Annotated in this window: 27 protein-coding genes and 1 pseudogene; 11 read left to right on the top strand and 17 right to left on the bottom strand. The window is 67.5% G+C overall.

The window, feature by feature from the left end:
* Positions 1-364: 364 nt before the first annotated feature.
* From NFL01S_RS27240 to NFL01S_RS27220, 4 genes are all read right to left on the bottom strand, one after another.
* A complete protein-coding gene (locus NFL01S_RS27240; RefSeq protein WP_245670907.1) occupies positions 365-1,363 on the bottom strand; it encodes an MFS transporter in 999 nt (332 codons plus the stop codon).
* Between the two features lie 1,808 nt (positions 1,364-3,171).
* Positions 3,172-3,543 carry a hypothetical protein gene (locus tag NFL01S_RS27235; RefSeq protein WP_062979161.1) on the bottom strand — a complete coding sequence of 124 codons (372 nt, stop codon included), beginning with the start codon at positions 3,541-3,543 and terminating at the stop codon, positions 3,172-3,174.
* 379 nt (positions 3,544-3,922) lie between these two features.
* Complete coding sequence (locus NFL01S_RS27225; RefSeq protein ID WP_062979312.1) at positions 3,923-4,441, bottom strand: hypothetical protein; 519 nt, start codon at positions 4,439-4,441, stop codon at positions 3,923-3,925.
* Between the two features lie 17 nt (positions 4,442-4,458).
* Positions 4,459-5,355: an aminoglycoside phosphotransferase family protein gene (locus NFL01S_RS27220; protein WP_062979159.1), complete on the bottom strand. Its 897-nt coding sequence runs from the start codon at positions 5,353-5,355 to the stop codon at positions 4,459-4,461.
* 187 nt (positions 5,356-5,542) lie between these two features.
* On the opposite strand from NFL01S_RS27220, the pseudogene NFL01S_RS27215 reads away from it, so the two are divergent.
* Both NFL01S_RS27215 and NFL01S_RS27210 read left to right on the top strand, forming a co-directional pair.
* Positions 5,543-5,883, top strand: a pseudogene (locus tag NFL01S_RS27215) (macro domain-containing protein).
* 204 nt (positions 5,884-6,087) lie between these two features.
* Positions 6,088-6,912: an alpha/beta hydrolase family protein gene (locus NFL01S_RS27210; RefSeq protein WP_062979158.1), complete on the top strand. Its 825-nt coding sequence runs from the start codon at positions 6,088-6,090 to the stop codon at positions 6,910-6,912.
* Between the two features lie 240 nt (positions 6,913-7,152).
* Here NFL01S_RS27210 and NFL01S_RS27205 read toward each other — a convergent pair whose 3' ends face one another.
* Entirely contained in the window at positions 7,153-7,605 is a 453-nt protein-coding gene (locus NFL01S_RS27205; protein ID WP_245670906.1) for an ArsR/SmtB family transcription factor, read from the bottom strand.
* Between the two features lie 52 nt (positions 7,606-7,657).
* The gene (locus tag NFL01S_RS27200; protein WP_245670905.1) at positions 7,658-8,680 is read right to left on the bottom strand and encodes a serine hydrolase; all 1,023 of its coding nucleotides are present in this window, start codon (positions 8,678-8,680) and stop codon (positions 7,658-7,660) included.
* Between the two features lie 137 nt (positions 8,681-8,817).
* Here NFL01S_RS27200 and NFL01S_RS27195 point away from each other — a divergent pair, with 137 nt between their 5' ends.
* Both NFL01S_RS27195 and NFL01S_RS27190 read left to right on the top strand, forming a co-directional pair.
* Entirely contained in the window at positions 8,818-9,327 is a 510-nt protein-coding gene (locus NFL01S_RS27195; protein ID WP_062979156.1) for an O-acetyl-ADP-ribose deacetylase, read from the top strand.
* Between the two features lie 103 nt (positions 9,328-9,430).
* Positions 9,431-10,231, top strand: a complete 801-nt coding sequence (locus tag NFL01S_RS27190) for an LLM class flavin-dependent oxidoreductase (protein WP_062979155.1) — start codon at positions 9,431-9,433, stop codon at positions 10,229-10,231.
* Between the two features lie 173 nt (positions 10,232-10,404).
* Here NFL01S_RS27190 and NFL01S_RS27185 read toward each other — a convergent pair whose 3' ends face one another.
* The gene (locus tag NFL01S_RS27185; protein WP_062979154.1) at positions 10,405-10,785 is read right to left on the bottom strand and encodes a MerR family transcriptional regulator; all 381 of its coding nucleotides are present in this window, start codon (positions 10,783-10,785) and stop codon (positions 10,405-10,407) included.
* Between the two features lie 59 nt (positions 10,786-10,844).
* Here NFL01S_RS27185 and NFL01S_RS27180 point away from each other — a divergent pair, with 59 nt between their 5' ends.
* Positions 10,845-11,642 carry an alpha/beta fold hydrolase gene (locus NFL01S_RS27180; protein WP_062979153.1) on the top strand — a complete coding sequence of 266 codons (798 nt, stop codon included), beginning with the start codon at positions 10,845-10,847 and terminating at the stop codon, positions 11,640-11,642.
* A 120-nt stretch (positions 11,643-11,762) separates the two neighbouring features.
* Here the strand turns inward: NFL01S_RS27180 and arfB are convergent, their stop codons facing one another.
* Positions 11,763-12,194: an alternative ribosome rescue aminoacyl-tRNA hydrolase ArfB gene (gene arfB / locus NFL01S_RS27175; RefSeq protein WP_062979152.1), complete on the bottom strand. Its 432-nt coding sequence runs from the start codon at positions 12,192-12,194 to the stop codon at positions 11,763-11,765.
* Positions 12,195-12,244: 50 nt separating this feature from the next.
* On the opposite strand from arfB, the gene NFL01S_RS36585 reads away from it, so the two are divergent.
* Positions 12,245-12,766 (top strand): alpha/beta fold hydrolase, encoded by a 522-nt coding sequence (locus NFL01S_RS36585; RefSeq protein ID WP_210744887.1) that lies wholly within the window; start codon positions 12,245-12,247, stop codon positions 12,764-12,766.
* A 133-nt stretch (positions 12,767-12,899) separates the two neighbouring features.
* Here NFL01S_RS36585 and NFL01S_RS27160 read toward each other — a convergent pair whose 3' ends face one another.
* Positions 12,900-13,505: a dihydrofolate reductase family protein gene (locus tag NFL01S_RS27160; protein ID WP_062979149.1), complete on the bottom strand. Its 606-nt coding sequence runs from the start codon at positions 13,503-13,505 to the stop codon at positions 12,900-12,902.
* Here NFL01S_RS27160 and NFL01S_RS27155 point away from each other — a divergent pair.
* A complete protein-coding gene (locus tag NFL01S_RS27155) occupies positions 13,504-13,902 on the top strand; it encodes an SDR family oxidoreductase (RefSeq protein WP_063916057.1) in 399 nt (132 codons plus the stop codon). The genes NFL01S_RS27160 and NFL01S_RS27155 overlap by 2 nt on opposite strands.
* Before the next feature lie 15 nt (positions 13,903-13,917).
* On the opposite strand, the gene NFL01S_RS27150 is transcribed toward NFL01S_RS27155, so the two are convergent.
* Complete coding sequence (locus NFL01S_RS27150; protein WP_062979148.1) at positions 13,918-14,484, bottom strand: dihydrofolate reductase family protein; 567 nt, start codon at positions 14,482-14,484, stop codon at positions 13,918-13,920.
* A 55-nt stretch (positions 14,485-14,539) separates the two neighbouring features.
* Positions 14,540-14,692: a hypothetical protein gene (locus NFL01S_RS35775; RefSeq protein WP_157116997.1), complete on the bottom strand. Its 153-nt coding sequence runs from the start codon at positions 14,690-14,692 to the stop codon at positions 14,540-14,542.
* A gap of 462 nt (positions 14,693-15,154) precedes the next feature.
* On the opposite strand from NFL01S_RS35775, the gene NFL01S_RS27140 reads away from it, so the two are divergent.
* The gene (locus tag NFL01S_RS27140; RefSeq protein WP_062979146.1) at positions 15,155-15,643 is read left to right on the top strand and encodes an FBP domain-containing protein; all 489 of its coding nucleotides are present in this window, start codon (positions 15,155-15,157) and stop codon (positions 15,641-15,643) included.
* Between the two features lie 253 nt (positions 15,644-15,896).
* Here NFL01S_RS27140 and NFL01S_RS27135 read toward each other — a convergent pair whose 3' ends face one another.
* The 3 genes from NFL01S_RS27135 to NFL01S_RS27125 form a co-directional block, all read right to left on the bottom strand.
* Positions 15,897-16,835 carry an alpha/beta fold hydrolase gene (locus NFL01S_RS27135; RefSeq protein ID WP_062979145.1) on the bottom strand — a complete coding sequence of 313 codons (939 nt, stop codon included), beginning with the start codon at positions 16,833-16,835 and terminating at the stop codon, positions 15,897-15,899.
* 128 nt (positions 16,836-16,963) lie between these two features.
* Complete coding sequence (locus NFL01S_RS27130) at positions 16,964-17,722, bottom strand: MerR family transcriptional regulator (RefSeq protein WP_084493298.1); 759 nt, start codon at positions 17,720-17,722, stop codon at positions 16,964-16,966.
* A gap of 256 nt (positions 17,723-17,978) precedes the next feature.
* Entirely contained in the window at positions 17,979-18,512 is a 534-nt protein-coding gene (locus NFL01S_RS27125) for a hypothetical protein (protein WP_245670904.1), read from the bottom strand.
* Positions 18,513-18,645: 133 nt separating this feature from the next.
* Here NFL01S_RS27125 and NFL01S_RS27120 point away from each other — a divergent pair, with 133 nt between their 5' ends.
* The gene (locus tag NFL01S_RS27120) at positions 18,646-19,887 is read left to right on the top strand and encodes an MFS transporter (protein WP_084493297.1); all 1,242 of its coding nucleotides are present in this window, start codon (positions 18,646-18,648) and stop codon (positions 19,885-19,887) included.
* Positions 19,888-19,964: 77 nt separating this feature from the next.
* Here the strand turns inward: NFL01S_RS27120 and NFL01S_RS27115 are convergent, their stop codons facing one another.
* From NFL01S_RS27115 to NFL01S_RS27105, 3 genes are all read right to left on the bottom strand, one after another.
* A complete protein-coding gene (locus NFL01S_RS27115) occupies positions 19,965-20,405 on the bottom strand; it encodes a DUF6069 family protein (RefSeq protein ID WP_062979143.1) in 441 nt (146 codons plus the stop codon).
* 251 nt (positions 20,406-20,656) lie between these two features.
* A complete protein-coding gene (locus NFL01S_RS27110) occupies positions 20,657-21,220 on the bottom strand; it encodes a TetR/AcrR family transcriptional regulator (protein WP_062979142.1) in 564 nt (187 codons plus the stop codon).
* Positions 21,217-22,725, bottom strand: a complete 1,509-nt coding sequence (locus NFL01S_RS27105; RefSeq protein WP_062979141.1) for an FAD-dependent monooxygenase — start codon at positions 22,723-22,725, stop codon at positions 21,217-21,219. Before NFL01S_RS27105 ends, NFL01S_RS27110 begins: the two co-directional genes overlap by 4 nt.
* A 361-nt stretch (positions 22,726-23,086) precedes the next feature.
* Between NFL01S_RS27105 and NFL01S_RS27100 the strand changes: the two genes are divergently transcribed.
* Complete coding sequence (locus NFL01S_RS27100) at positions 23,087-24,217, top strand: NADH:flavin oxidoreductase (RefSeq protein ID WP_062979140.1); 1,131 nt, start codon at positions 23,087-23,089, stop codon at positions 24,215-24,217.
* Positions 24,218-24,456: 239 nt separating this feature from the next.
* Positions 24,457-25,197 carry a dienelactone hydrolase family protein gene (locus NFL01S_RS27095; RefSeq protein WP_062979139.1) on the top strand — a complete coding sequence of 247 codons (741 nt, stop codon included), beginning with the start codon at positions 24,457-24,459 and terminating at the stop codon, positions 25,195-25,197.
* Positions 25,198-25,202 lie beyond the last annotated feature (5 nt).

Raw genomic sequence — 25,202 nt, 5'->3', positions numbered from 1 at the left:
CTATCGGAAGTGTGCCGATTTCGTCGGCGAGCAGGTCGAGCGCCGCGTGATCGTCAGAGGTGGGTGGCTCAGCCGCCACTGGAAACCTTGTTCTGACCAGCAGTCTATCTCGGCACGGGGCGACGTCACCGGGCCCGACCTCCCGGCTGAACCGCCGGTGCGGGTGGATCCCGCACCGGCGGCCGGGCTGTCTACTTGCGAACCGGCGTTTTACGCGCGGGTTCGCTCGCGTTGGACAGCAGCACCAGTGGGAGAACGGTGCAGGCGATCGCGAGCGGTGGCAGGACTCCCGAACCCCACCTGGTCAGGGCGAGACCACCGAGCAGACCGCCGAGGGAGACACCCAGATACGTGCCGGAGGTGTTTAGCGCCAGTGCCTGTGGGGCGAGGCGGCCGGACAGGGTGGCGAGCTGGCTTGGATCGCGGGTGAGTTCCAGAATGCGGCCGCACCCCACACGGCGAGTACTGGCAGTACGGCCGCCAAGGGGACCGGGCGCACGACCCACAGCAGCCACAGGCCGGCCATGGACCCGGCGATGGCGCTCACCCCGATCAGCAGGGTACGGTCCGGGCCGCGCCGGTCGGTCATCACGCCGCCACCCCACATACCGAGGGCGCCCGCGATGCCGGCCAGTCCGAAGGACAGGGCGCGGGCATCGACGGCCGCCGCGGCGACATCGGTGAGGAACGGCGCGAGGTAGGTGAGCATCATCATCGAGCCGGTCATCAGCGACATGTTGGCCAGTAGACCGAAGGTCCCCGGTCGCCGTCCCAGGCTGCGTACCTGGGCCCGCCAGTCGAGCACGGGACCACCGAATGTCCCGCGCGGCACCGTGATCAGCAGACCGGCGAGGGCGAGCAGGCCGCATACCGCCATGGTGGCGAATACCGCACGCCAGCCGAACACACCACCGATCCAGGTGCCGATCGGCACACCGAGCGCGATCGACCCGGTGACGCCCAGCGCTACGATCGCGACATAGCGGCCGACCTTCGCGGCGGGCGCCAGCTGTACCGCGGTGGCGAACAACGCCGGGGTCGCGACCGCGGCGGCTGCCGCTGCAACGACGCGCAGGATCAACAGCACGGTGAACGACGACGTACCCGCCGCGGCCGCATTGGCAGCGACGAACGCGCACAGGCTCGCCACCAGCAGCAGACGTCGAGGCGTGCGGGCCAGGACAACGGCGGCGACCGGCGCCACCAGGGCGACGGTCACGGCGAACACGCTGATGAGCTGAGCGGCGACGGCCTGGCTCACGCCCAGATCACGGGCGATCTCGGGCAAGACACCGGCAATCACATAGTCGTCGGTATAGAACACGAACGAGGCGGCGAACAGCGCCGCCAACCCCTTGGGCATAGGGATACTCCCACTGAGTGCGAAGCGGACGGCACATCCGAGGAAAGGGGATGGCCGCGCGGACGACAGCGGGTCCGACCGGTGGACTTCAGCGCAGCACGAATCACCGCGCCGCCAGGGCGTAGTGTCGCTGACTCGGGTGCAGCCACCGGGGACCGGTGGCTAGAGTCTGTCCGCCTCTGTCGCAGTGTTCACGAATCACACCCTACCGCGAAGACATTCGAGGTGAGCCGGGCATTCAGCCGGCGGGGCGGCGCCGCCGCGACCAGGGGCCGATGGCGTCGAGATCGCCGCTGCCCGGGCCGATGACCTGCCTGGCCCGACCTCTTTCGCCACGGGCTGGAGTCCGACCTGAACGCCGTCACCGCCGGCCTGACCGTCCGAGGGAATTCCGGCCCCGGCGAGGGTCGTGTCGACCACATCAAGATGATCAAGAGACAGATGTTCCGCAGGGCCGGCGTTCCACTGCTACGCAAACGCGTGCTTCTCACGGCCGCACAACGATGACGCCATGGGCCCGTGATGCAGCCTCCGTCACGGGACGTGAGCCAAACCCGATCTGTGAATTGGATGACATCGCCTGCATAGGCATCGGCGCGTACGCTGCCCGCGCGTTCGGCGTGAGACAGGACCGCCTGCGCAGCTTCGTGGATCGCGGTATGACAGTCGAACCCCAGATCGACCGGCTCGGTCAGTGCCGCGCCACTCGGGCCGTGGTCGGTCCGTGCCTTGGTCAGTGAAGGCTCGCAACCATTCGCGGACAGCGTCGTCCGGGTCAGTGGCCCTCCGCCCGCGCGCGCCGGACCGGTATCGAGATTCACCGATAAAACCCGTGTGGTAATTTCGCCCGCCATGCGAATGTTGAGTAACGGTAGGAAATATCGGCGGGGCATCTACAGCGGTGTGCTGATCAGCGCGGTAGTCGCCGGTACTCTGACCGGGCTGGCAGCCCCGGCGTCAGCTGACCGCGGACTGCCCCTCACCCCTGAGCTCAGTTCGCCATCGGTAGCAAACGACGGTTGCACCTTCTCCTCGGTTGGTGGTTCGTGCAGCGACCCTGGGCCGGTCGGAAGACTGTGGATTGCCTTTTTGGACGCGACCGGAAGTTCGGGTTTTTACTTCTGACAGTCGAGACCGATCGTCGTCGGGATGCAAATCGCTGGGCCGGTGCACTGGCTGCGGTCAGCGCGACATCCCCGGTCGGCTCCGCACACCGGTAGCATCGACTTGAATCTTCGTAACCTCTGAAAGGTGCCACCGCGGACGGAATGGAACACCTGTCTTCCAGACCGGTAGGCCACAGCGGTTGCCGGGCACCACGGCACTGCCCACCACCCGGCAACCGCAGCTTTCCCCGCTGGACCTCCACGCAGGACACACCATAGGCGCCCTGGTAGTGGCTGGTTTAGCCATCGCGATCGAACTACCGCTGCTGGTGATTGCGGCGACGAACTGGTGGCCCTGATCGCCGCATCGTGAATGGGCTATTGGCAGTAAGACTCGGCGCGACCGTGCAGCCCGCCGTCGGAGGCAGTCACCACATGCCGCGGGGCCGGCCGGCATCTTCAGCAGATGTATACCGATGTCCGCCAGGCGGCTCCAGCGTCCCGCCCAACGCGGAAACATACGCGGCGAGAGCTTCGACAGAGGCCCGGCGTCGTATGCACCGCAACCGTGGTCGATGTGTATCGGGCGCTGCAGGACCGCGGGTTGGTGGCCGGCCGCACGCCCGAATCGGCGGACCTTCGTTCACCGAATGGCTCGACGCCACCTACCCGGTCAAGGGCTGACCCCGCGGCCCAGTCCGATCAGCAGCCTTGCGGAGCCCGCCAGGCGTCCTGCGCGTAGGTGGTCGAGCCGACCATGGCGCCGATCACGCCGCCGACAATCCCGAGCGGGATGGCCCCGACAAAGAAGATGGGCAGACCCGCGACCGCGCCGCTCCCGGTCCCGAGCAGGGCGCCCAGGCCGGCCCGGAGTTCGATGGTGTCGCCGGGCGCCATGCACGCCGCGATGGGCGCCGCCGCCCCGGGCCCCGGAGCATCGGGGATTTGCCCCGGCGCGACCGGCGCGGGCGCCGGGGCGGGCTCGGCCGCCGCGACGCCCCCAGACCCGGCAATGAGCAGCCCGGCAACGATGCTGCCGAGCACGGTGCGGTTCAATATCTTCAACGTATGCACGTAGATCCCTGATCAGTCGAAAACGCAGTGTGCGACCTGAGTAGTCAGATCTCCGACCATAATGTCGTATCGGCCGGTGTAATGCTCCCTTTCGGGTAGCTCGGTCGGAGCCGGCCAGAAACCGTCTACGCCGATGATCGGCCTGCCCCTCCTGTCCTTCTGCGCAGGTAGACACCGGTTTCCGTCCTCGCCCAACGGGACACTCGTTGCGCCACGGGGCAGTTCTCTCGATGGCGCGCTGCACACGTTCGATACCGCGCTGGTTACCCATGGCAACAAGACTGCTGTGGGTTTCACCGAGGATCCGGCTCCCCTCTTCCAGCTCTCCGATCTGGTTGAATGCGCCGGCAAGGTTTCGTAGATGTGAGTCGCGCTGCGTTCAACCATCCAGCCGGTGCCGAACATGGTCGTGGTGGGCTACACCCACATGGATGCTGTTCTCGTCGAGACCGTTGGCGATGTGAAACCGTCGCTCAGCGAAAACGAACTCCACGGCGACCGCGCCCGCGGCCAGATCGCGGCCCGCTGGCCGCCACTCGAGCAGAGCAACCTCGCGCAACTCCTGCCCGGCGAACTGCCCGAGCCGCTCGTCTCCGAAGGACCACTTGGGGGTCAGCTCGGAAGATTCCCAGCCGGTGATCGCCGCCGCGGTGTCGATGGTGTCCCAGCCGATCGATAATTCATCGAGTTTCCAGTGGCAGACCTCCACCTGGGTGCCGTCGAAGTCCAGCACAACCGGGCAGTCTGCGAACCAGTCCCCGTTCTCGGTGAAACGTACGAGCGCGACCCCGGTGAGACGCCGCCCGGCGAGCGCTGCCAAGCGTGAGCCGTGTTCCCTGCGGATCGCATCGATCCCGGTCAGAAAGGCCGGATCGAAATCGGAGATGCCCATTCTCACGAGAGCCGATTTTCCCGTCACACGCCTTTCAGAACACGTTCGAGTGCCGCCCGGCCTACAGGTCCCCAGTGCGGCTTGCCACCCGGAAGACCCCGATCTCCGTTCTGCCCCATGAGCATCAGGAACAGGCTCTTCATAGCCGCCAGCCCGCGGGCCCGCCGGATCGCCGCCTCGTCCGCGTGCGCGTACAAGTCGAAGAACCGGGCGGCCGTGTCGGCGGGCAGCAGTACCCATGCGGCGGCGAGGTCCCACGCCGGGTCACCGGCGAACAGGTCACCGAAATCGACTATGCCCGATAGCGTTCCGTCCGAAACGACGACATTCGCGGGATGGAGGTCGCCGTGCACCCATACCGGTGGTCCCTCCCACGCACCGGCCGCGACGGCATCATCCCAGACCGCACGGACATCGGCTGCGAGGTCGGCAGGGGCGACAGCCTGGAAGAACGCCTCGAAGCCGTCCGTGCAGTCGCTCAGGTGGGTGCCGCGGTCGGTAGCGATCGGCGCCTCGGCGGGGGCGGGAACGTGGAGTGCCCGCAGGAATTCTGCCAGCGTATCGGCTGCATGGGTGCCGCGGCTTATCGTGGCGTGGTCGAGCGGTTCGCCGGGAACCCACGTCATCACGGTCCAGTGCTTGGGGAAACGCTCGGACGGTTCACCGAATCGCACCGGGGTCGGCACCGGCAGCGGCAGACGCGGGGCCAGTACGGGTAGCCACCGCCGCTCCTTCAGCTGCAAGTCCGGGGTAGGATCCATCCGTTGCATGCGTACGGCCAAATCGTCCCCGAGACGCCACATCTGGTTACCCCAGCCACCCGCCACCTCGCGGATGATCAGGACCGCGAGGTCGGGATGTTGCTCCCGCAGCAGGTCGCGGACCAGGTCTTCGGTGATCTCCAGCTCGGTGCCGGTCATGCGAAGTCACTGTACCGAGGCGGTATGGTGGCTCGCCCACAGGAGTAGGTGGCGATCGTGATCGGTCAATTCTCAGGGGTTTTCAGATGGGTGGTGTCGGCGGGACCGACCACGATGTGGTCGTGGCGGTACGCATATCCGATGGCATCGTGGCCGGTCATACCAGCACAAGGGACCGACGATACGAATGGAGGCAGTGCGCGGGGACATCACCGAACAGCAGGTCGACGCGGTGGTCAACGCCGCGAATTCTTCGTTGCTCGGTGGCGGTGGTGTATGGTCGGCCCCGAGGACCGCTCGGCATTGCTCGCCTCCTGCTACCGCGAATCCCTTCGCGTGGCAGCCGAACTGGGCGCCGCGACGGTGGCCTTCTCCGCGATCTCCACCGGTATCTTCGGCTGGCCGACGGACGACGGTGCCCGGATTGCCGTCGAGACGGTGCGTGCCGCCGAAACGGCCGTCGAATATGTGCGGTTCGTGCTGTTCGACGAGCGAACACTCACGGCCTTTACCGCAGTACTGGATTAGTCGAAACTGCTCCACACTCCCAGTACTGGCTTTGCCGCCTCGTTCATGGCCGCCATGCACACACCTCCACTCAGGGTAGGGTCACGGGACGAAACTGCCGTAGAACGTCGACCGCGGCCGGCAGCCGGCGTTCAGATTGCGAAAGGATCGGCCACACCGGCCGATGCGGGTGCATTTCGATCGCCACGCGAAACAACGAGCGTGATGGAGACGATTACTGGTACCGCCGCCGGCGTCCCTTACACGGCGCTGCCACCCGACGGCGGGGTCGACGCTCCCGCACCACTGATTGTGTCCTGGCACATGCTGGATGCCCCGCGTACCGATGCGGCGTTCGCCGCGGCCCTGCCGATGGCCGGGGTGCCGGCCTGGCGGGTCCACCTGGGCATGCCGATGTGTGGCGCCCGGATGGTCGACGGCCGCGTCGACGCCGTGCTGGAACTCGCCCGCCACGACGCCCTACGCGCGTTCCTCGCACCGTTCGCGCAGCAGGCTGCCGACGAGTTCCCGGCAGCCCTGGCGGCACTCCGCGATCAGCTTCCGGTCGGCGATGGGCCGGTCGGCATTCTCGGCGCCTCACTCGGCGGCACCGTCGCGCTCGAAGTGCCGTGCGCAGAGTCGATCCCGATCCGGCACGTTGCGCTCGTGAACCCGGCCCTCCGTATCCGCTCGGTGGTGCCCATCACCGAGGGCATCGCCGGTTATCCGTACGAATGGACGGCCGAAGCCGAGCGTGCCGCAGACAGACCGAACTTCGTGGCCCGGGCCGCCGAACTCACCGTCGCCCCGGCACTTCTGGTCGTGAGCGGAGAGGAAGACCACCCCGACCTTCGCGCCGACGCGGCTGCGCTGGTCGACACCCTCCAGCACCGCTATGCCCAGCGGGACAATGCCGAACTGGTCTCCGTGCCGAATCTCGCACACCCGCTGGCCGACGAACCGGGAATCGAACCGGCGCCACAACGCCCTGAAGCGAAGGTCGTCGACGACATCCTGACGCGGTGGTTCCGCCGGCAGCTCCTCTTCTAGACATCGGCCGTTGCCGATGCGCACTCGTGCCCGGAGCACCGTTCGAGTCGGGCTCGACGCGGTAATGGACACCGTCGACATCGACGAGTTGCTACCGCGCCTCGACTTCGCGTCCTGGGCATCCCCCACAGGTGCCACGATGAGCGCCCGGCGACGGCTGGTTTCGCGATCGCGCGTCCGGTGATCTCGGCGGCGACCAGGTGAGCCCTGACGATCGAGAGCGTCCCTGCAGCGGCGGACTCAGCGCAGGATGTCGGCGATATCTGCGGCCGCGGTCATGATGATCAGGGTCGGGACGAGTTTCGGGGCCGGGATACGGTAGGAGCCGCGGCCGTGTTGTTCGATCACTTTCGCCGATATCAGCGTGCGGACATGGTGATACAACTGTCCTTGCGAGGTGAGGCCCGCCGCCTCCGCGAGTTCCGAACCGGAACGTGGCCCGTCCAGCAGAGCCTCGACCAATGCCTGCCGGACCGGATGGCCCAGGGCAGCCAGGACCTCGACACGGTCGTGCGCGGGCAACGTGCGTATCGCGGTGGCGCTGTAGCGGATCGTCCAGTCCACCGGGCCACCGAAATCGACGCTGCCGCCGTATTCCACGAAGCCCCGCTCGCCGCGGTCGGCGGGTGCCGGCCCTTCGAGGGCCGCGATCCGCGCCTCCAGCTCGGCGAGTTTGGCCGCGACATCCGTCACGGCGCCGTCCTGGGGCATGCCGCGGATCCGGCCGGGCCGGCGAGGGTATCGGTCATACCGCGCATGCTAACCGGCGCGCCATCTGCGGGGCCGTCATGGCGCCGACCAGCACTTGCTGCTGGCTCAGTGTTGATATCGCTTCCGCCCATACGTCGATGGACATGCGATGGTCGAGCAATACGGCGGTGGCCACCGTCCCGTCGGCGGCACGTAAGTAGAACGCGTCGGCCAGTACACCTGGGTAGGTGCCGCCCTTGAAACCGATCGCCTCGTACCCGGGTGGCGGTTGCTGCCATTCCAGATGCGCCCGGGCGACGTCGGCGCCGGTGCCGAAGCTGCCGTCGGCAATGGCTCGGTGAATGGCCGCGAGTTGGCGGGCGGAGGCGGTGGCCGTGGTTTCGGCCCATCGGGTTTGCGTTTCCGGTTCAGGAAGCGGCCGTGATCGAATATCGGCGCGGTATGCCGAGTCGCCGGCGTAGCGGCGGGCGGTCTGCCACTCGTCGCCGCCGGGCCCGAGCAGCCGGATGATCTCGCCGAGCTTGCTGGAGGGTCGGTACCCCTCCCATCCGCCCGCGGCCGCTGCATCGATCAATGCCTGGTCGCCGAGACGTTCGCGCAGGTAGTCGGGTACGGCGTTGTCACTTTCCCGGATCATCGCACTGACGAGCTGGTCCAGTGTCACGGTTTCCCCGCCGAGCCGGGCGCGTGCCCGCTCGTGGGCTCCTCCATCTGTTCCGGGGAGATACCACCGTTCCCATTCGGCGACCGGCACCTGCTCTTGCGGGTCGAGTTCACCGTCCGCGACCGCGCGCGCATAAGCCGCCAGCGGCACCACTTTGTTCGCCGACGCCGTCGGTTGCGGCTCACCGGCGCGCCGCTGCACGACCTGCCCCCGCCCGTCGTCCATGTACACGGAGATGGTTTCCGGTTCTGCGCCGATACGCCCCAACCAGCCGGCGGCCGAGGTGACGCCCGGTTCCGGCGGCGGCCCGCAGGCCTGCGCTGCCGGCTCTGTTCCTGAACATCCCGTGGCCAGTGGAACCAACATCGTGGCCAGCACCATCCGAATTCGCATAGGCATACTTTCTTATTCCGGAATTACGAACTAACGGACAGGGTAACTGTACCTCGGATCGGCGTCGCGACATCGACTCGGTGACCGGTACGTATATCCGATGGTTTCGTGGTCGGTCATGCCAGCACAATGGACCGATGACGCGAATGGAGGCAGTGCGCGGGGACATCACCGAACAGCAGGTCGACGCGGTGGTCAACGCCGCGAATTCCTCGTTGCTCGGTGGGGGTGGCGTCGATGGCGCCATTCACCGCAAGGGCGGGCCGGAAATCCTGTCGGCGTGCCGGGACCTGCGCGCCGCACACCTGGGCAAGGGGTTGCCGACCGGGCAGGCTGTGGCGACAACCGGAGGGCGACTGCCCGCGCACTGGGTGATCCACACCGTGGACCCGGTATGGTCGGCCACCGAGGACCGCTCGGCGTTGCTGGCCTCCTGCTACCGCGAATCCCTGCGCGTGGCAGCCGAACTGGGCGCCGAAAGGGTGGCCTTCCCCGCGATCTCCACCGGCATCTTCGGCTGGCCGATGGACGACGGTGCCCGAATCGCCGTCGAGACGGTGCGTGCCGCGGAAACGACCGTCGACTACGTGCGGTTCGTGCTGTTCGACGAGCGAGCACTCGCAACCTTTGCCGCAGCACTGGAATAGCGCGGCTGTGAAACCGGGCGTCCACGAACTGGGCTGCGCCGATGAGTTTCGGCCGGCTCCGTCGTCTGTTCCTCTGGACGGACCGGAAGCAAGGAGTCCGAACATGACGAAACCGTTCCGATTCGGGGTCGTTGCTCCGCTCACCACTGAGGTGCCGGCGTGGCGTGATCGTGTGCGCCGCATCGCCGACAGCGGTTACTCGACGCTGCTCGTGCCGGACTTCCCACAGACGCAACCGGCGCCCGGTCCCATGCTGGCCACCGCCGCAGCCCTGACCGACCTGCGCGTCGGCACCTGGGTATATGCCTCTCCGTTCCGCCCGGCGTGGTTGACGGCGTGGGAAGCGCATTCGCTGTCGCTGCTGACCGAGGGCCGTTTCGAGATGGGCATCGGTACCGGCAGACCCGGGATCGAGGACGAGCTGCGCGCCAAGGGAATGCCTGCGGTACCGCCGCCGCACCAACGGCTGGCACGGGTGCGGGAGACGGTCGAAACGTTGCGAGACCTCGACGGCCCGGATCGCCATACGCCCGTGGCAATGGCGGTACTCGGCCCGAAGGCCCAGGCGCTGGCGGCCGAGATTGCGGATACGGTCACCTTCGTGCTGGGGGCTCAGTCTCGGCGCGAAGTCACGCATATGGCGCGCGAATTCCGCGCTGATGTCGAACTCGCGCTCGCCGTGCCGGTGATCGGTGACTCCGTCGCCCCGTACATGACAGGCCCCGATACCGACCCCGCTGCACTACGCGCGGCGGACGCGATGACCGTCCTCTCGGACGATCCGGCAGCCGCCGCCGAGGAAATCGAGCGACGCCGGGACGAGAACGGCTTCTCTTACTTCGTTTTCGGTGCCGACTCCGCCGACGGTCTTGCTCCGGTCGTCGCCGAGCTCGCCGGTCGGTAGTCACGAGGTGAGGGACGTTACGGGGCTGCACCGGCGTCGACGCCGGGTAACCGGATACCGGAAACCCACCGCAACATCAGCGGATACGAATCCGGGCACTCGCATGCAGTGGCGAAAAGCCGACCGCCGGGGACCTGTCAGTAGCTGATGCCGTGTTCACCGGCCGTGAAAACCTATGGAGCACAACCTTGCATGGTGGTCGAGCCGGATTCCGTGGCGGACAGGTAGCAGGCCAGTATTTCGCGATTTTCGCGCAAGCAGGTGATGCGGGAATCGAGGGACGCCAGCTCGGCGCGGAGCAGGACGAGCATGTCTGGGTGGGGTTCGAGAGTGGGGGCCGGGCCGTGCGCGCAGGGCAGGATATCGCGAATGGCCCGGGTGGGTAGGCCGGCGGCCAGGAGAGCACGGATCTGGTGGACGGTATCGGGGGCGGTCGGAGCGTACTCGCGGAAGCCGCCACCGGTGCGTTGCGCAGTGAGCAGGCCCTGCTCCTCGTAGTAACGGAGTAGTCGATGGCTCACACCAGTGCGCTGCGCCAGTTCACCGATTCGCATCCCGACTCCGCCCGCTCCGAGTTGACTCTCACATCCATGTGAGATTCTAGCGTGGGTCCATGACACAGCAGAACACGAGTGAATTCCTGGGGTCCGTCAGCGGAAGCGGCCCGGGCGTCCTGCTCGCCCATGGGGCGAGCAGCGATATCGAGGACAGTTTCGGCCCGATCGTGCCGCGATTGGCCGAGGCGAATACGGTCGTGGCGGTCGACTACCCGGGGTCGGGGCGCACGCCGCGGGCGACAGCGCGGCTCACTCTCGACGGCCTGGCCGACGGCCTGGTGGACGCAGCGCGACGGGCCGGGCAGGAACAGTTCGCCGTGGCCGGATTCTCCACCGGGGCCGCGGTGGCAGTGCGGATCGCGACTCGACACCGCCCGCGGGTGACCGGGCTGGCACTGTCGGCGGGATTCGCTCATCCCAATGCGCGCCTGCGGTTGGTCGTCGCCACGTGGCGGCAACTGGCCGCTTCCGGAGATACCCGATCGCTGGCGGCATATCTGACCTTGCTGGGCTGGAGTCCCGGATGGCTCGATGGCCGATCGGGCGGTGAGATCGGTGCCCTGGTCGACGCGATCGGGCCGGCGCTACCGGCCGGAGCCGATGATCAACTCGACCTGCTGACCCGAGTCGACGTCCGGCCGGAGTTGGCGGGGATCAGGGTCCCCACCGTAGTGATTGCCGGCGCACACGATCTGGTCGTATCGGCTTCGCACCCTGCCGAACTAGCGACCGGAATCCCGAATGCCCGGCTCGTCGAACTCGATTCCGGACACGCACTCGCCAGCGAGCGCCCGGCCGAATGGGCAGAAGTCATCAACGACTTCCTGGCAGCTCAGGTCCCACGGCGTCGGTGATGCCGCTATCCCGACAACAACCACGCACGCTTCAGTGACGGAGCCGCTGCCTACCTGAGAAAACCGACGCCGACGGTCTCCGATCTGCCCACAGGACATACACACCGACCCGACAAGGCACTACTGGTCGTCAGGAAAGGCCCGGCGGTTTCGTTTGGTGATGCCGCGCCGCTTCTTCGCGGCGATACGACGTTCCTTCGCGCCGCGCGAAGGCTTGGTGGCACGGCGAACGGGCGGTGGGGCGGCAGCGGCGTCACGCAGTAACGAGGCCAGACGTTCGCGGGCGGCCGCGCGGTTCTGCAGCTGTGCGCGGTGCTCCGAAGCGGCGATCGTGAGCACCCCGCCGACCAGGCGGGTGGCCAGGCGATCGAGCATCCGGATGCGCAGCCTTTCCGGCACGGAGGGCGAGTTGACGAGGTCGAACGACAGCTCGACCCGGCTGTCGGAGGTGTTGACGTGCTGCCCGCCCGGGCCTGACGAGCGTGAGAACCGCTCGCGTAACTCGGACGCCGGTATAACCAGCGTTCGAGTCACGATCAGGTCTTCTGCCATGATCCGATGCCGTTTGTGCGGTTCACGCGTCCACTATCCCAGGTGGCCGAATGGTGACCGGTCACCTCCGGCCCTCCCGGATTCTGCCGCCGTGGCAGATCGAGTGCGTAGAGCATGCGTTCGATGACCGCCGCCGGCCCCGGAACTGCTCCCTCCCGTCGAAGAACATCGCGGTTGCGGTCGGGCCGGGAGCCACGGTGTTGACGGTGATGTCGCGGCCACGCAGTTCCCTGGCCAGGATCAGTGTGACCGCATACGCGGACTCCGTCGCGACGAGGTGGCCCAACTCGCCGGAGCTTCGGTGGACTACTACAACGCCGCCACGAATTCGCCGATACGAGTTGTACCGCAGCCTCGACCAGGACGTCCGCACCACCGTCGCGGCGGCACCTGTCCGGGTCCCGACTCTGCTGCTGACCACCCAAGGACAGCTCGATCCGGTCCGCGCCACCGTGGCCCCCCGGATCACCGATATCGTCAGGGCAATGGACGTACCGAACGCCGGGCACTGGCTCATCGAGGAGAACCCCCGATTCGTCACGGCGGAACTACTGCGTTTCCTCGACGGCTGAACTCCCCGCGGTACGATCCGGGGTCGCACCGGGAGCGCCCCGGTAGTCGCCGGTGTCGTGATCGCGGTGGCGGCCCGGCGGCCGACCTCTCACGTACGCCGGACTGCGGTCCGGACCGGTAGATGCCGCGACGTCACGCAGGGGCGCCGAGCGGCGGGCGCTCGAGCACACGGGGCTTGTACTCGACCAATTGGATGCTGCCGTCGAAGGTGCGATGCTCGATCATTTCGAGGGCGACGTCGGGGTAGCCGTCGTAGATGCGTTCTGCGCCCGTGACCCCGGTGATCACCGGAAACATCACGACCCGGAAGCGGTCGACGAGTCCGGCTCGTAGCAGGGACCGGGACAGGCTGAGGCTGCCGATCGTGCTGAGGAGCCCGGAGCCGTTCGCCTTCATGGCGCGCACCGACTCGACGGCGTCGTCGCGGACCAGCGTGGAGTTGGCCCACGTCAGTGGCTCCGCGAGAGAGGAGGAGAACACCACCTTGGACGCTCGGGTGAGCTCATCGACGGACTCCTCTTCTTCGGGCCTGAACTCGTCTAGACCACTCGGGACCTTGCCCGCGGCGAAGCCCGACATCAAGCGGTAGGTGTTCGCTCCCATGAGGTAGGTGACCTTGGGCTGCTCGCCGAGCCACGCGAGATATTCCGGGCCCTCCAGGCCCCAGAAGCCGGGCCATCCCTCTCCCGATGCGTAGCCGTCGAGGGACGTGATGAAGTCGACGAGAAGCTCCGACATGGCGGTGTCCTTTCTACGGTGCCATGAGCTTCGACCGACCGGGAGCGGCAAACTCATCGGCCGTGATCGCGGGGAATGGCGCGGCGTCGGCGCGGGCGCCGGCCGACGAAGAAGCCGACGTCGCGATCGGCTACTCGCCCTCGAGGGCTACAGCCGCGGCGCCGCCCGCGACCTGGCCCACCGGGGCATCACGGTCGACATCATCCGGCCCGGGTTCATCGATACCGAGAGGAACCCCGCCGACGGCCCGGCCGCATCCATATTCCTTCCGACGACCGCGATGGGACGCTACGGCACGCCGGAGGAGATCGCCGCATGCGTCGTCTTCCTCGCCGGCCCGCAGTCCTCCTGCGTCACCAATGCAGCGCTGAGGATCGACGGTGGATACGGCGCATAGCGCGTTCCGGCCGTGTCAGTCGTGTTTCGCCGCGTAGCGCAGCAGGACCGTGCCGCACGGGAAGGTGCGGTTCTCCAGCAGTCGCAGCGATATCCACGACGGTAGCGCCGGGAAGAACGGGGTACCGCCGCCCACGGCGGTGGGCGCGATCACGAGTCGGTATTCATCCACCAGTCCGGCCTGCACGATCGGCGCGGCCAGCGTCGCGCCGGCCACCTCCAGTCTGCCGTCGGTTTCGGCTTTCAGCTTCCGCACCACCTCCACCGGGTCGCCGCGTTCCAGGCGGGAGTTCCATTCGACCGACTCCAAGGTGCGTGAGAACACGACCTTGGGCATATCGCGCCAGACGCGGGCGAAGTCGACAATCATGGGGGTGGCGTCCGGGGCCTCGTCGGCGGTCGGCCAGTACGCGGACATCAGTTCGTAGAGCCGCCGCCCGTAGAACGACAGGGCGGTCTCCCGCTCGAAGTCGTTCCAATACTGGTGCAGTTCTTCGCTCGGATCGGACCAGTCGATGCTCCCCTGTGCGTCGGCGATATATCCGTCCACCGACACATTGAAGCCGTAAATGAGTGTGCCCATAAGGATCAGACTGCCCTGGAGGCCGAAAATCATCGCGACACGACACGAGATATCGTCAGCGGACGAACCCGCCGGTGATCAGCAGGCCGCCATGCTGCGCACCGCAGGCGCCGAGGCCCGCACCGCTACGGCTCTTCACGTCCACGACACGCGGCAATCGATCAACGAGGACCCGGTCGTCGTGCTGACAGTCGAGCTGGACGGACACCGATCAGAGTTGGTCACGCTCGTACCTCGCATAGCAGTGCCCCGGCCTGGAGAACACGTGGCGGTCATCGACAGCCCGGATCGCTCCACACTCCTGTATGCGGGGCTGAGGCTGCAGTAGGCCCTGCCAGCGGAAGCTCGATTTCGCTCCGGCGTGCCGAATCGGTGTGCCGGTCCCTGCGCTGACCGATGAGTTTCCGGCAAGCTCCCGTCGTCCATGGGCACCCGGGCAACCGGCTGAATGGGCGTGCAGGTCGGCCGCCGACCGGTCGAACCAGTGGCGATCGGCGGGACGAGCCCGTTGAACCGAGGAGACGCCGTTGCCGGTCGCGTGATCGGCGCGGCTACCACGACCGAGTACGGAGCGCCGCGCGCAATCTGCAGAAATAGCGTTGCCGGGGTTGCGGGACGGTCGATAGGGTGTCGCGGTTTGCCCATCCGACCAGAAGGAGTCCGACAGCCGATGGAACCTGTCACCGAACGAGAGATCAGAGCGTCGTTCGTCAACTGTTCGAAAGGAGATGCCAAACGCCTGACGGTACCGGCCGATCTGGCGGCCCGCCCCTGGGACGATCTCGACTTCCTGGGCTGGACCGATCCGGGCCTACCGGGTCGCGCGTATCTGGTGCTGCCCGAAGCGGGCGGTCTCGCCGGTATCGCGCTGCGCTATGAGACCGGCGGGCCGCGCCGGACCCAGATGTGCACCGTCTGTTCGACCACCCACACCAACGGTGGCGTTGTATTGATGACCGCGCGCAAGGCCGGTGAGGCGGGCCGGCGCGGTAATTCCACCGGCACCTACATGTGCGGCGACCTCTGCTGTTCGCTGTACGCCCGGCGTGTGATGACGCCGACGCTGGGTCGCGCCTACCGCGACGACTACGACCCCGCCGACCGAATCGAGCAGATCCGGCAGAACGTGACCGCGTTCCTCGGCCGGGTCCGCGCCTGATCGCCGCCTGACCATGCGTTACGAAAGAAAGAGGTTGTGGCCCATGTGCCGACACTCGAGACCGAGCTCACGGATGGCTCCGGATCGGTTTGCCACGGCAGAATCCGGAGCTGCCCATCTCCTCCCCGACCGGGACGGACCGGATCGGGTCCGGTCCGTGCCGGCCGGGGAGGAGGGCCGGGGGGACACCGCTCGAGACGCGGGAGGTACTCGTTCGGAGAGATCCGGTACTCGTGACTGCCAGGGGCGCTGCTCAGCCCGCGAGGAATTCGGCGATATCGGCGGATATCCGTTGCGGGTGTTCACCGTTGATCGCGTGGGATGCGCCGGGATAGACGTGCACCGTGCCGTAGCGCAGATTCTCCCGGGCGGTCCGGGCGGTGGCAGCGCTGTCGTGCATCGGTGAGTTGCCGGCGATGATCACCAGAACCGGTACCGCCAACGCCCGGAGCTGTTGCGGATCGATCAGGCTCGGTTGTGGCTGTTTCATCGTGTAAGCGGACATTCCGGCCTCGATCATCCGGGCGACCGCAATGTCCTCGACCGGCGCGCCACCCGCGGTCCAGCTGCTGAAACTGTCCCGCCACGACTTCGGGAACCAGCTCACGCTCGCCGGCAGCGACCGAACCACCAGCTCCGCGGAGAGACCCGCGAAGGTCTGCACCGGCTCCACCAGGATCAGGCTCGCAACCTTCTCCGGGTGATGGATGGCGAGGTTGGCCGCGGTCCAGCCACCGATCGAGAGCCCGAGCAGGTGGAACCCTGGCTCGGGCAGTGCGCGCAGGACTTCGTGGAGCCAGCGGGCCTGGTCGGCATGGTTTTCGATCGGGCGGTCCTGCACGCTCATTCCGGGTTCCCCCAGCAGATCCAGCGCATACACCGGACGCTGAGCGAGCAAACCCGGCATATTGCCGGCGAATACGGGTGCGCCCGAGCGTGTTCCGGGAAGTAGCAGAAACGGTTCGAGGTCACCGGTTCCCGGCGGTCCGGCATACCGGTACACCCGGACGATTCCGTAATCCGTCCGTACGTCCAGAACCCGGTCCGGTCCGGGCATTTCCCGCATGGCCTCGTCGTACGCCGCCAGGTAGCGGTCCTTGTCGGCAGCCGAGTCGAAATGGCCCACGGGCGAGGTGTCCCGCAGGACGAGCCAGGCCAGAACCGCCACGGCCACGATGAGGGCGGCGACCATGAGCACTCGGCGGAACCGGGATCGTGGCTTGCCGGCCCGCCGGGGGCCGTTCCCCCGAGCGGTACCGGCGGAGACTTCGGCACCTCGACCGGGTTCACCTTCGGTAGGCCCATCGGACGCACCGATGGTCACCCCTGCCGTGCGACGAATAGACATTGCTCCAGGAAATCCTTCGTTCGCCGATGCAGGACACGATCTTCGGGTGGCCAGGTGTGCTCCGACTGTTCGGTCGCGCGGTACAGGTCACCGGTTCCGGCGGGCTGGTCGCGCAGGGCATACTCCGTGGTCGCCCGCCATTCCCGGCCGAGACGACGACCCGACCGCGAATCGGCCGGCACATCGTTGTCCACCAGCAGCAGCGCTTGGACCGCACACGCCTTCCATTCGAAGTACGTGGTGATCACCCGGTCCACATCGATATCGAGGCCGGCAGGTGCACGCGCTCCCGGATTCTCCACACCGGGGTGGCGCAGCAATGTGCGGTCGAGGCTCATGGTGGCGACGACGACGTTCTCCGGTACACGGGCCTGCGGGTGTTCCCGCAACACCTGGGTCACGGCGGCCAGCACGATCCGCTGACACCGCAACCGCAGCTCCGCGATCTCGAGCAGCCGAACCTGTTCGCTGTAGGTCTCGACCAGCGGACGGCCATCCTGCCGGTCGAGCGCCGCGCCGACCTCGTCGAGCCGCAGCCCCGCACTTGTCAGCAACTGGATCCGGCGGAGACGATCCAACTGCTCCGGGTGGTAGCGGCGGCGCCCGCTGTCGTCCCGTTCCGCGACCAGCAGACCGATCCGGTCGTAATACTGGAGAGTTCGCACCGTGGTCTCGCATCGCCGCGCGGCGTCACCCACGGAGGTCCATCCCACTGTGTTCCGACCAGGCATAACAGCGAGCCTGGCATATGACGTCACGTAACGTGCAAGGCTCGGCCCGACCAGTACTCCCTGGCCTGCTCGGCCGCCGGCACGTCGCCGAACCGCGGAGAGCAGTACGGCACCGACGTCGTCCTCGACGTGGCCCGCGCATGGTGGTCGTTACGAAACCTGCGGGCGTCCGCCGGCCGGCCGAGCACGGCTTCGAACCGGATTCCCCGGGCTGCGAGGTCGACATGCCGCGCGCCCGGGCACTGCGAGTCCGAGGTCAGGGCACGAATACTTCGGCCGTCGCCGGAACGCTCGGACGGTCGGTGCGCAGAGTGAGCGCCACACGCCCCGGCCCCGAATCGACGTGCAGGTGGAACGGGCGGTAGCTCGTGTAGCCCGCGGGGATGAAATGACTCACCGAACCGCTGCGGCCGGTATCGAGGTTGTGCCAGTCGACGATCGCCGTGACATCGCAAGCGAGGAGGGTCGGCGCGAAATTGCCCAGCGGGGAGAAGCCTTGCGTGATCCGCAGTTCTATGGAATGCGCAGTCCCCGGGAAGGCGTGGTAGTGAGCGAGCGGGCCGTCGTAGGCGACTCCGGCGGCGCTGAGCATGCCGACGCAGACACCGTTGCCCAGGGTCCAGGCCGGAGCCGTCCGGATTTCGTTCATGGCGCAGGACCGGGGTCCCACGTTGGACCACCCGAGCTGACAAGAGTCGGTGGCACCGGCGACGCCCGGCGCTACCGCCGCCATCGCTGCACCGACAAGTCCCGCAACTGCTGCCGTAGCCATCTTCCGTGTGATCGTCATGCCCGGATGATCGTGCACCGCCGCGTTTTCATTACCGATTCGTTTCCGGTCGCCAGGCGCCGATATACCGCCGCGACGGTGATGTCGTAATCCCGCCAGCTCCGCGACCTGTGGCTTCATACCGTCGGTCGAGGTGAGAACCGAACCCACCACACCCCCGCGCGCCGGCGATCGACTGCCGGGCGCCGTCGTACTCTTCCTTTCCCTCGCCGCCGCGCTCGGCACCTCCACGATCTACCCACTGCAGCCGGCGATAGCAGAGGTGGCGCACTCGCTGGGCGCGCAGATCGCTGCCGTCGGACTCGCGCTCGCGTGCGGGCCCGCCGGATACATGGCGGGCCTCGGGCTGCTCGTGCCGTTGGTGGACCGCTTCCCGCCCGGGCGGGTGCTCGCGATCCAGTTCGCGGTCATGTCGGGCGCGCTGGCGGCGTGTGCCGCGGTGGGTGATGTGTGGTCGCTGGGATTACTGACGGGGGTGGTCGGAGCATGCTCGGCGGTGGGTGCGGGCCTCAGCTCCGTGGCGGGCCGGTTCGCACCGCCGCGGCGGCGGGCGACGATTCTGGGCATCGTGACCGCTGGAATTTCGGTGGGAATACTGGCCGGCCGGATCGCCGGTGGCCGGCTCGCCGAAGAGATCGGCTGGCGCGGAGTGCTTCTCGTATTCGCCGTGTGTTGTGCCGTACTCGCTGCGGCCTGCGTATCGGTGCTGCCGTCCGCGCGGGGCGCGGGCGGATACGGCTATTTCGAAACCCTGCGATCGCTACCCGGGTTGTTCGTGCAGTACACCCAGCTCAGGGTTGCTGCGATTTGCGGCGCGATATGGTTTTTCGCGTTCTGCGCGGTGTGGGCGGGGCTCGCGGTCGCGTTGTCGAAGCCGCCGTTCTCATACTCCGCCGAACAGATCGGCCTGTACGCGGTGGCCGGGCTCTCGGGGGTTCTGGCGACCCGGGTCGCCGGAGCCTGGACCGACCGAGTGGGCTCCGGCCGGGTGATTCCGGCGGGCCTGGCGCTGGCCGGAGTCGCCGCAACCCTAATGGCATTCACGCTTACCGACACTGTCGTAACGCTGGTCTGCCTGGCTCTTTTCGACGCGGGGCTCTTCGCTGCTCAGGTGGCGAATCAGAGCACGGTGCTCTCGATCGACCCCGCCGCGCCGGCGCGGTTCAACAGTGCCTACATGCTGGTGTATTTCGCCGGCGGAAGTCTCGGTTCGGCCGCCGGGGCAGCGGCTGTCGACTGGTTCGGCTGGACCGCAACGGCTTTGCTCGCCGCGGCAGCCGTCGGGCTCGCCGGCGTGATCGTAGTGTTCACGTCCTCGGGCGCAGGTACGCGGCGCCGGCAGACGGCCGGCACCGCGGCAACTCCCCTGCCCTGAGCGTCGAGATCATCTCGATGCTTCGGCGACCAGCAGGGCCCGCACCCTACGGTGCGGGCCCTGCTGTTTCACGGAGATCACGCTTCGAGCAGCTTGCGGCGCAACCCCTCGGTGGCGACGACCAAGGCGGGCACCAGTGTCAGGTGCGCGACCGACAGCGCGACCGTAGACGCGGTATCGAAACCGGCGGTGACGGTCATGGCGATGGTGGCCACGGCGATCACCGAGCCGATCACCGCGGCGAGGCGCAGCACACCGATCCATTTGTAGGACAGCAGTACTGCCGCGCCGAGACCGATCAGCATCGGGATCACGGTCAGCATGATGATGCCGCCGGGGGCCACACTCTGCACCTGGCCTGCGTTGGTCGTTTCGAAGGTGCCACCGGCGGCCGCGCCGATCAGCCAGACGACGACGTTGGCCATCAGGGCGGCCCCGATCGCGCCGAAGAGCGCGACGGGACGGTTCAATGCGGGGATACGGAGGGCGGGGCGGGCGGTAGTGGTCGTGGTGCTCATGATGACCTCCTGGAGCTGTGAAGTTCGAGTGAGATCAGCCTGAAACCTCAACAATTATTCAGGTCAACCCTTTCGGGTCACACAGTGACGCGGATCACTCTCGCCGGTCTCGGTTCCCCGAGCCCCGCAGGCGCCGGCATTGTGCCACGCGCGCCACCCGCAGCCCCTCCCCCGAGCCGGTAGCCAGTCCCGAGCCACGGACACGCCGGGCGGCCGAGCCGGGCCGCCCGGCGACTCCCCATGGGAGCCACTCATACGCCCTGTCCGGCGATTCTGGTCGACTCGAGGAAGGTCCGGATCGCGGTATCCGCCGCCGCGCGACCCTCTTCACCGATGATCGCGAGCTCGAACAGCAGCCCGCGCGCCATTGCCAGCGCCATCTGCGCCTGGAGCGCCGCCGCGCGCGGTTCGTGCCCGGCTCGAATGAACAGCGTGGTCAGCACTTCCCGCCATTGCGCGACCCACTGCCGCAGCGGCACCGCCCACGGTTTGCCCTGCATTGCGGCCGCTGCCACCTCGAAGAACAGCGGAGCCACCAATGCCGCCTCGCCGGCGATCCGGTCCCAGAACGCGTACGCGGCCGTGTAGGGGTCGGGGCTGGAGTCGAGCAGTTCTGCCAGCACCAGATTCTGCCGGCCCCAGGTAGCCGCGACGACGGCCTCGAGGAGGCCGTCGCGAGACCCGAAGTGGTAGTTCAACATTCGGTGACTGGTGCCGACACCCTCCGCGACCGTGCGCATACTCGTATCTCCGACACCGTTGACCGCGAACCAGGCGATCACCCGTTCCAGCAAGGCTTCGCGCGCAGTGCTCATACGGTCTGCCCGGCCTCGGCGCAGGTGGCCAGGCGACGCGCCGCGGCACCGTCCCTGCCCCGGTACGCCACATATCCGTCCGGCCGGATCAGCACATATCCCCCGCGCCGCAGACCGTACGCGTCGCGTACCGCGCCGGTCGGGTCCGTCTCGTCGTCGATCCGCACCTCCACCGGCCCGGCCACCGAATGCCGTGCCCCGGGCCGTTTTCCGGCCGACGATGCCGGTGCGAAAACGAGCAGGGTGAAATGGTCGACACCGAGCCGGTCGTGCACCGTCCCTTCCGCCAACGCAGCATCCGGCGCCCGATCCCCGCTCTGTGGGCCGCGCGTGAGCAGCCGTCGCCGACCGCGGCGATAGCCGACGTCCAACTGCGAATTCTGCAGGCTCGCCTGCCGCGCGGCACCCGGAACGCGAGACCCGTAACGGAGCAGCGCGTCACGAAGTGTCCGGGCAACCGGGTTGCGCAGTGCATACAACCGCCGCCGGCTCTCGACATCGCGGATGGTTGCCGCGGCAACCGGCCGCCGTTCGGTTTCGTACGCGGCCAGCAGATCCACCGGCGCACCGTGTTCGACACCCGCCAGCCGCCACGCCAGACCGACGGCGTCCTGGATTCCGAGATTCATCCCCTGACCTCCGAAAGGCGGGAATACGTGGGCAGCATCACCTGCCAGAAAGGCCCGGTCCCGGCGGTATCCGGTAGCGAGACCCACCCGCGTGCGATAGATCGACGTCCACTGCACTTCGGTGATCCGCAGCCGGCCCGGACCACGTTCGCCGAGAAGTGCCTGCAGCTCGGCGACGCCCGGCCCGGGCCGTTCGGCCAGGGACTCCATATCGGTCATATCGGCAAATATTCGCCACAGCTCGTCCGCGCCCGGAAGGCGCATGAGCATGAAGGGGCCGGCCGGTCCCAGCCACATGGCACTGTCCTGGAACGGTGGCCGCTCGTCGAGAACGATATCGGCCAGATAGTACGTTTCACCGGTTTCCCGGCCGGCGAGTTCGATGCCGAGTTCCTCGCGTACCCGGCTGCGCGACCCGTCCGCGCCGATCAGCCACTCGGCCGTCATTTCACGACCGTCGGCGAGCGCGACCTCCACAGCGGTTTCACCCTGCGTCACCGTCTGCACCTGGGCGCCGGCCTCGATCTCGACACCCGCCGCACGCAATCGGTCACGCAGGACAGCCTCCAGTCCCGACTGCGGAAGCACGTAGGTGTAGGGGTACGGGCTCTGCGGTGGAACCCAGGTGAACCGCGACAGTTCGGTGTCGCCGCGCATCATCGAGGCGCCCGGGAGACGGTAGGCGATGCGTTCGATCTCGCCGGTAAGCCCGAGGCCCGCCAGCAACTCCATCGAACGCGCCTGTAGCCCGAGGGCCCGGGAGCTGGTGCCGGGCTGCGCGCGCCGCTCCAGTACACGGCATGCCACGCCGTTCGCGGCGAGCACCAGCCCGGCGACCATCCCTGTCGGGCCGGCTCCGACGATGAGAACACCCATAACCGACACTTCCTGTCTCGTCGCGTGTGCAGGGTCCGCCAACGGCACGGGCGGGCGGCGACGCCACTCGCTCTCGCGCACCGCGTCCGCCCGGGCCGTCCGAGCCGCCCCGGGCGGGTGCTCGGTGGTCGCCGACGCGTGTCGCTGCCTGCCCGGCAGCGAAGTGTCGATCACCACCCCGAACGCCTATGTACCAAATGGTACATAGCGCACGACCGGAAGGATAGTGGCCCCCTCAGGGCGTGCCCGTCCGTTCGAAGACGCCGGGACGGCCCCGACGAGTACGGCCGCTCGCCTGCCGCCGAGGAGAATGCGTCACACCGCGGAATAGCCTCCCGATCGGCCGGCGTTGGACCCGCTCGTGACCGCTACATCGCTGCCCGTGGATGCCCTGTTCGACCCCTTCGAGGTGAAATCGCTGCACCTGCGCAATCGCTTCGCGATGGCGCCGATGACTCGAATGTTCTCGCCGGACGGAATCCCCACCGCGGACGTCGCCGAGTACTACCGTCGCCGCGCAGCGGGCGGTGTGGGCCTGATCATCACCGAGGGCACCTACATCCCCGACCCCGCTGCCGGACCCGATACCGCGGTACCGCGCCACTACGGCGAGCAGAGCCTCGCCGGGTGGAAAGCGGTGGTCGACGCGGTACACGGCGAGGGCGGGCAGATCATCCCGCAGCTGTGGCATCTCGGTATCGGACGCGGTGACAAGCCGGAGCTCAACCCCGAGGTCGAATCCGTCAGTCCGTCCGGGCTCGGACTCGACGGCACCCCGGCCGGGCGCGCATTGACCGCGGCCGACCTCGAGACGCTGCGCGACGCCTGGGTCACCGCCGCTGTCAACGCGAAGGCCACCGGATTCGACGGTATCGAACTACACGGGGCACACGGCTACCTGCTCGATCAATTCCTCTGGGAACAAACGAATCTCCGCCCGGATCAGTACGGCGGCTCGCTCGCGGCCCGGGTTCGTTTTCCCGCCGAGGTCGTCGCGGCGATCCGCGACGCCGTCGGGCCCGACCTGGCGATCGTGTATCGGTACTCGCAGTGGAAATCCAACGACTACCACGCACGTATCGCGGCCACACCCGACGAACTCGCCCGTGTGCTCACTCCTCTCGTCGATGCAGGTGTCGACGTTCTGCACCCGTCCACACGCAGGCACTGGGAACCGGCTTTCCCCGAGTTGACCGGCGCCGACGGCGAGCTGGGACTGGCGGGCTGGACCAAGAAGATCACCGGATTGCCGACGATCACCGTCGGTTCCGTCGGCCTCGACAAGGTGTTCACCACAACATTCAGCGGTAAAGGCGATTCGAACGTCACAGGTATCGATCGACTGCTGGAACAACATGCCAACGGGGAATTCGATCTGGTCGCCGTCGGCCGCGCGCTGCTCGCCGACCCCGAATGGGTCCGGAAGTTGCACGAAGGACGAGGCGACGAGCACATCCCCTACCGGCAGGAACACCAGACCACGCTGGCCTAGCACGCCCTATCCGATCGGCACACCGCACGCCATAACGGCAGATCGAAAAAGGTTTGTGGAGTACACACCGGGTTGCTATCGTTCCGGAGCCGCCGACAGACGGCCGTGGCAGAGATTTCAGGAGGTGAGTCCCGTGTTCGCTGTAACCCCATGGGTGCTCCCTGATCAGTCACGGCCGGGCGTATGACATAGATGTCGCCGGGAGCGCCTCGATTCAGGCAATCCCGAAAGGCATCGTTATGCAATTCATCTCCGAAACCCGCTCCGGCAACGTCGTCGAACGCGATCTCGTCCTGGACGACATCACCGGTGTGCTCTGGACACCGGAGTCCGGGGCGCCCGGCCCGCTGATCCTGCTCGGTCACGGCGGCGGTATGCACACACGGGCACCCGGGCTCCTCGCCAATGCACGTCATCTGCTCGCCGGCGGGTGCACCGTCGCGGCGATCAACGCACCCGGCCACGGTGGCCGGCCACGCGACGAGCAGGACCGGCAACTGGTGGAGGCCTTGCAGCAGGCTCGAGTCATGGGCCGACCGCTGACCCCGATCGTCGAAGAACTCAACCTTTCGCTGGCCGAACGCGCGATACCGGAGTGGCAGGCAACCCTGGACGCGCTGCAGGCAATGCCCGAGATCGGCAACGAGGCGCCCGTCGGCTACGGCGGCGCCACATTGGGAGCCGCGATCGGGCTGCGGCTGCTCACCGTCGAACCGCGGATCACTGCGGCGGCGTTCGGGCCGATACTCGTATTCGACGCCCTGATCGAGGCGGCGAAGCAGGTCACCGTTCCGGTCGAGTTCACGGTCTCGTGGGACGACCCGGAAATCGATCCCCGCCCCAGCCTCACCTTGTTCGAAGCGTTCGCCTCGACAGAGAAAGCGCTGCACGTCTACCCGGGCCGGCACAACCGGCTGCCCGACTATGCGCACCACGCCATGGCGCAGTTCTACACCCGGCATCTCGGCCGAACGGTCTGACGGTT

The organism is Nocardia flavorosea NBRC 108225, assembly GCF_001613385.1.
Classification (GTDB): Bacteria; Actinomycetota; Actinomycetes; order Mycobacteriales; family Mycobacteriaceae; genus Nocardia; species Nocardia flavorosea.
This window is presented reverse-complemented; position numbering and strand designations above follow the sequence as displayed.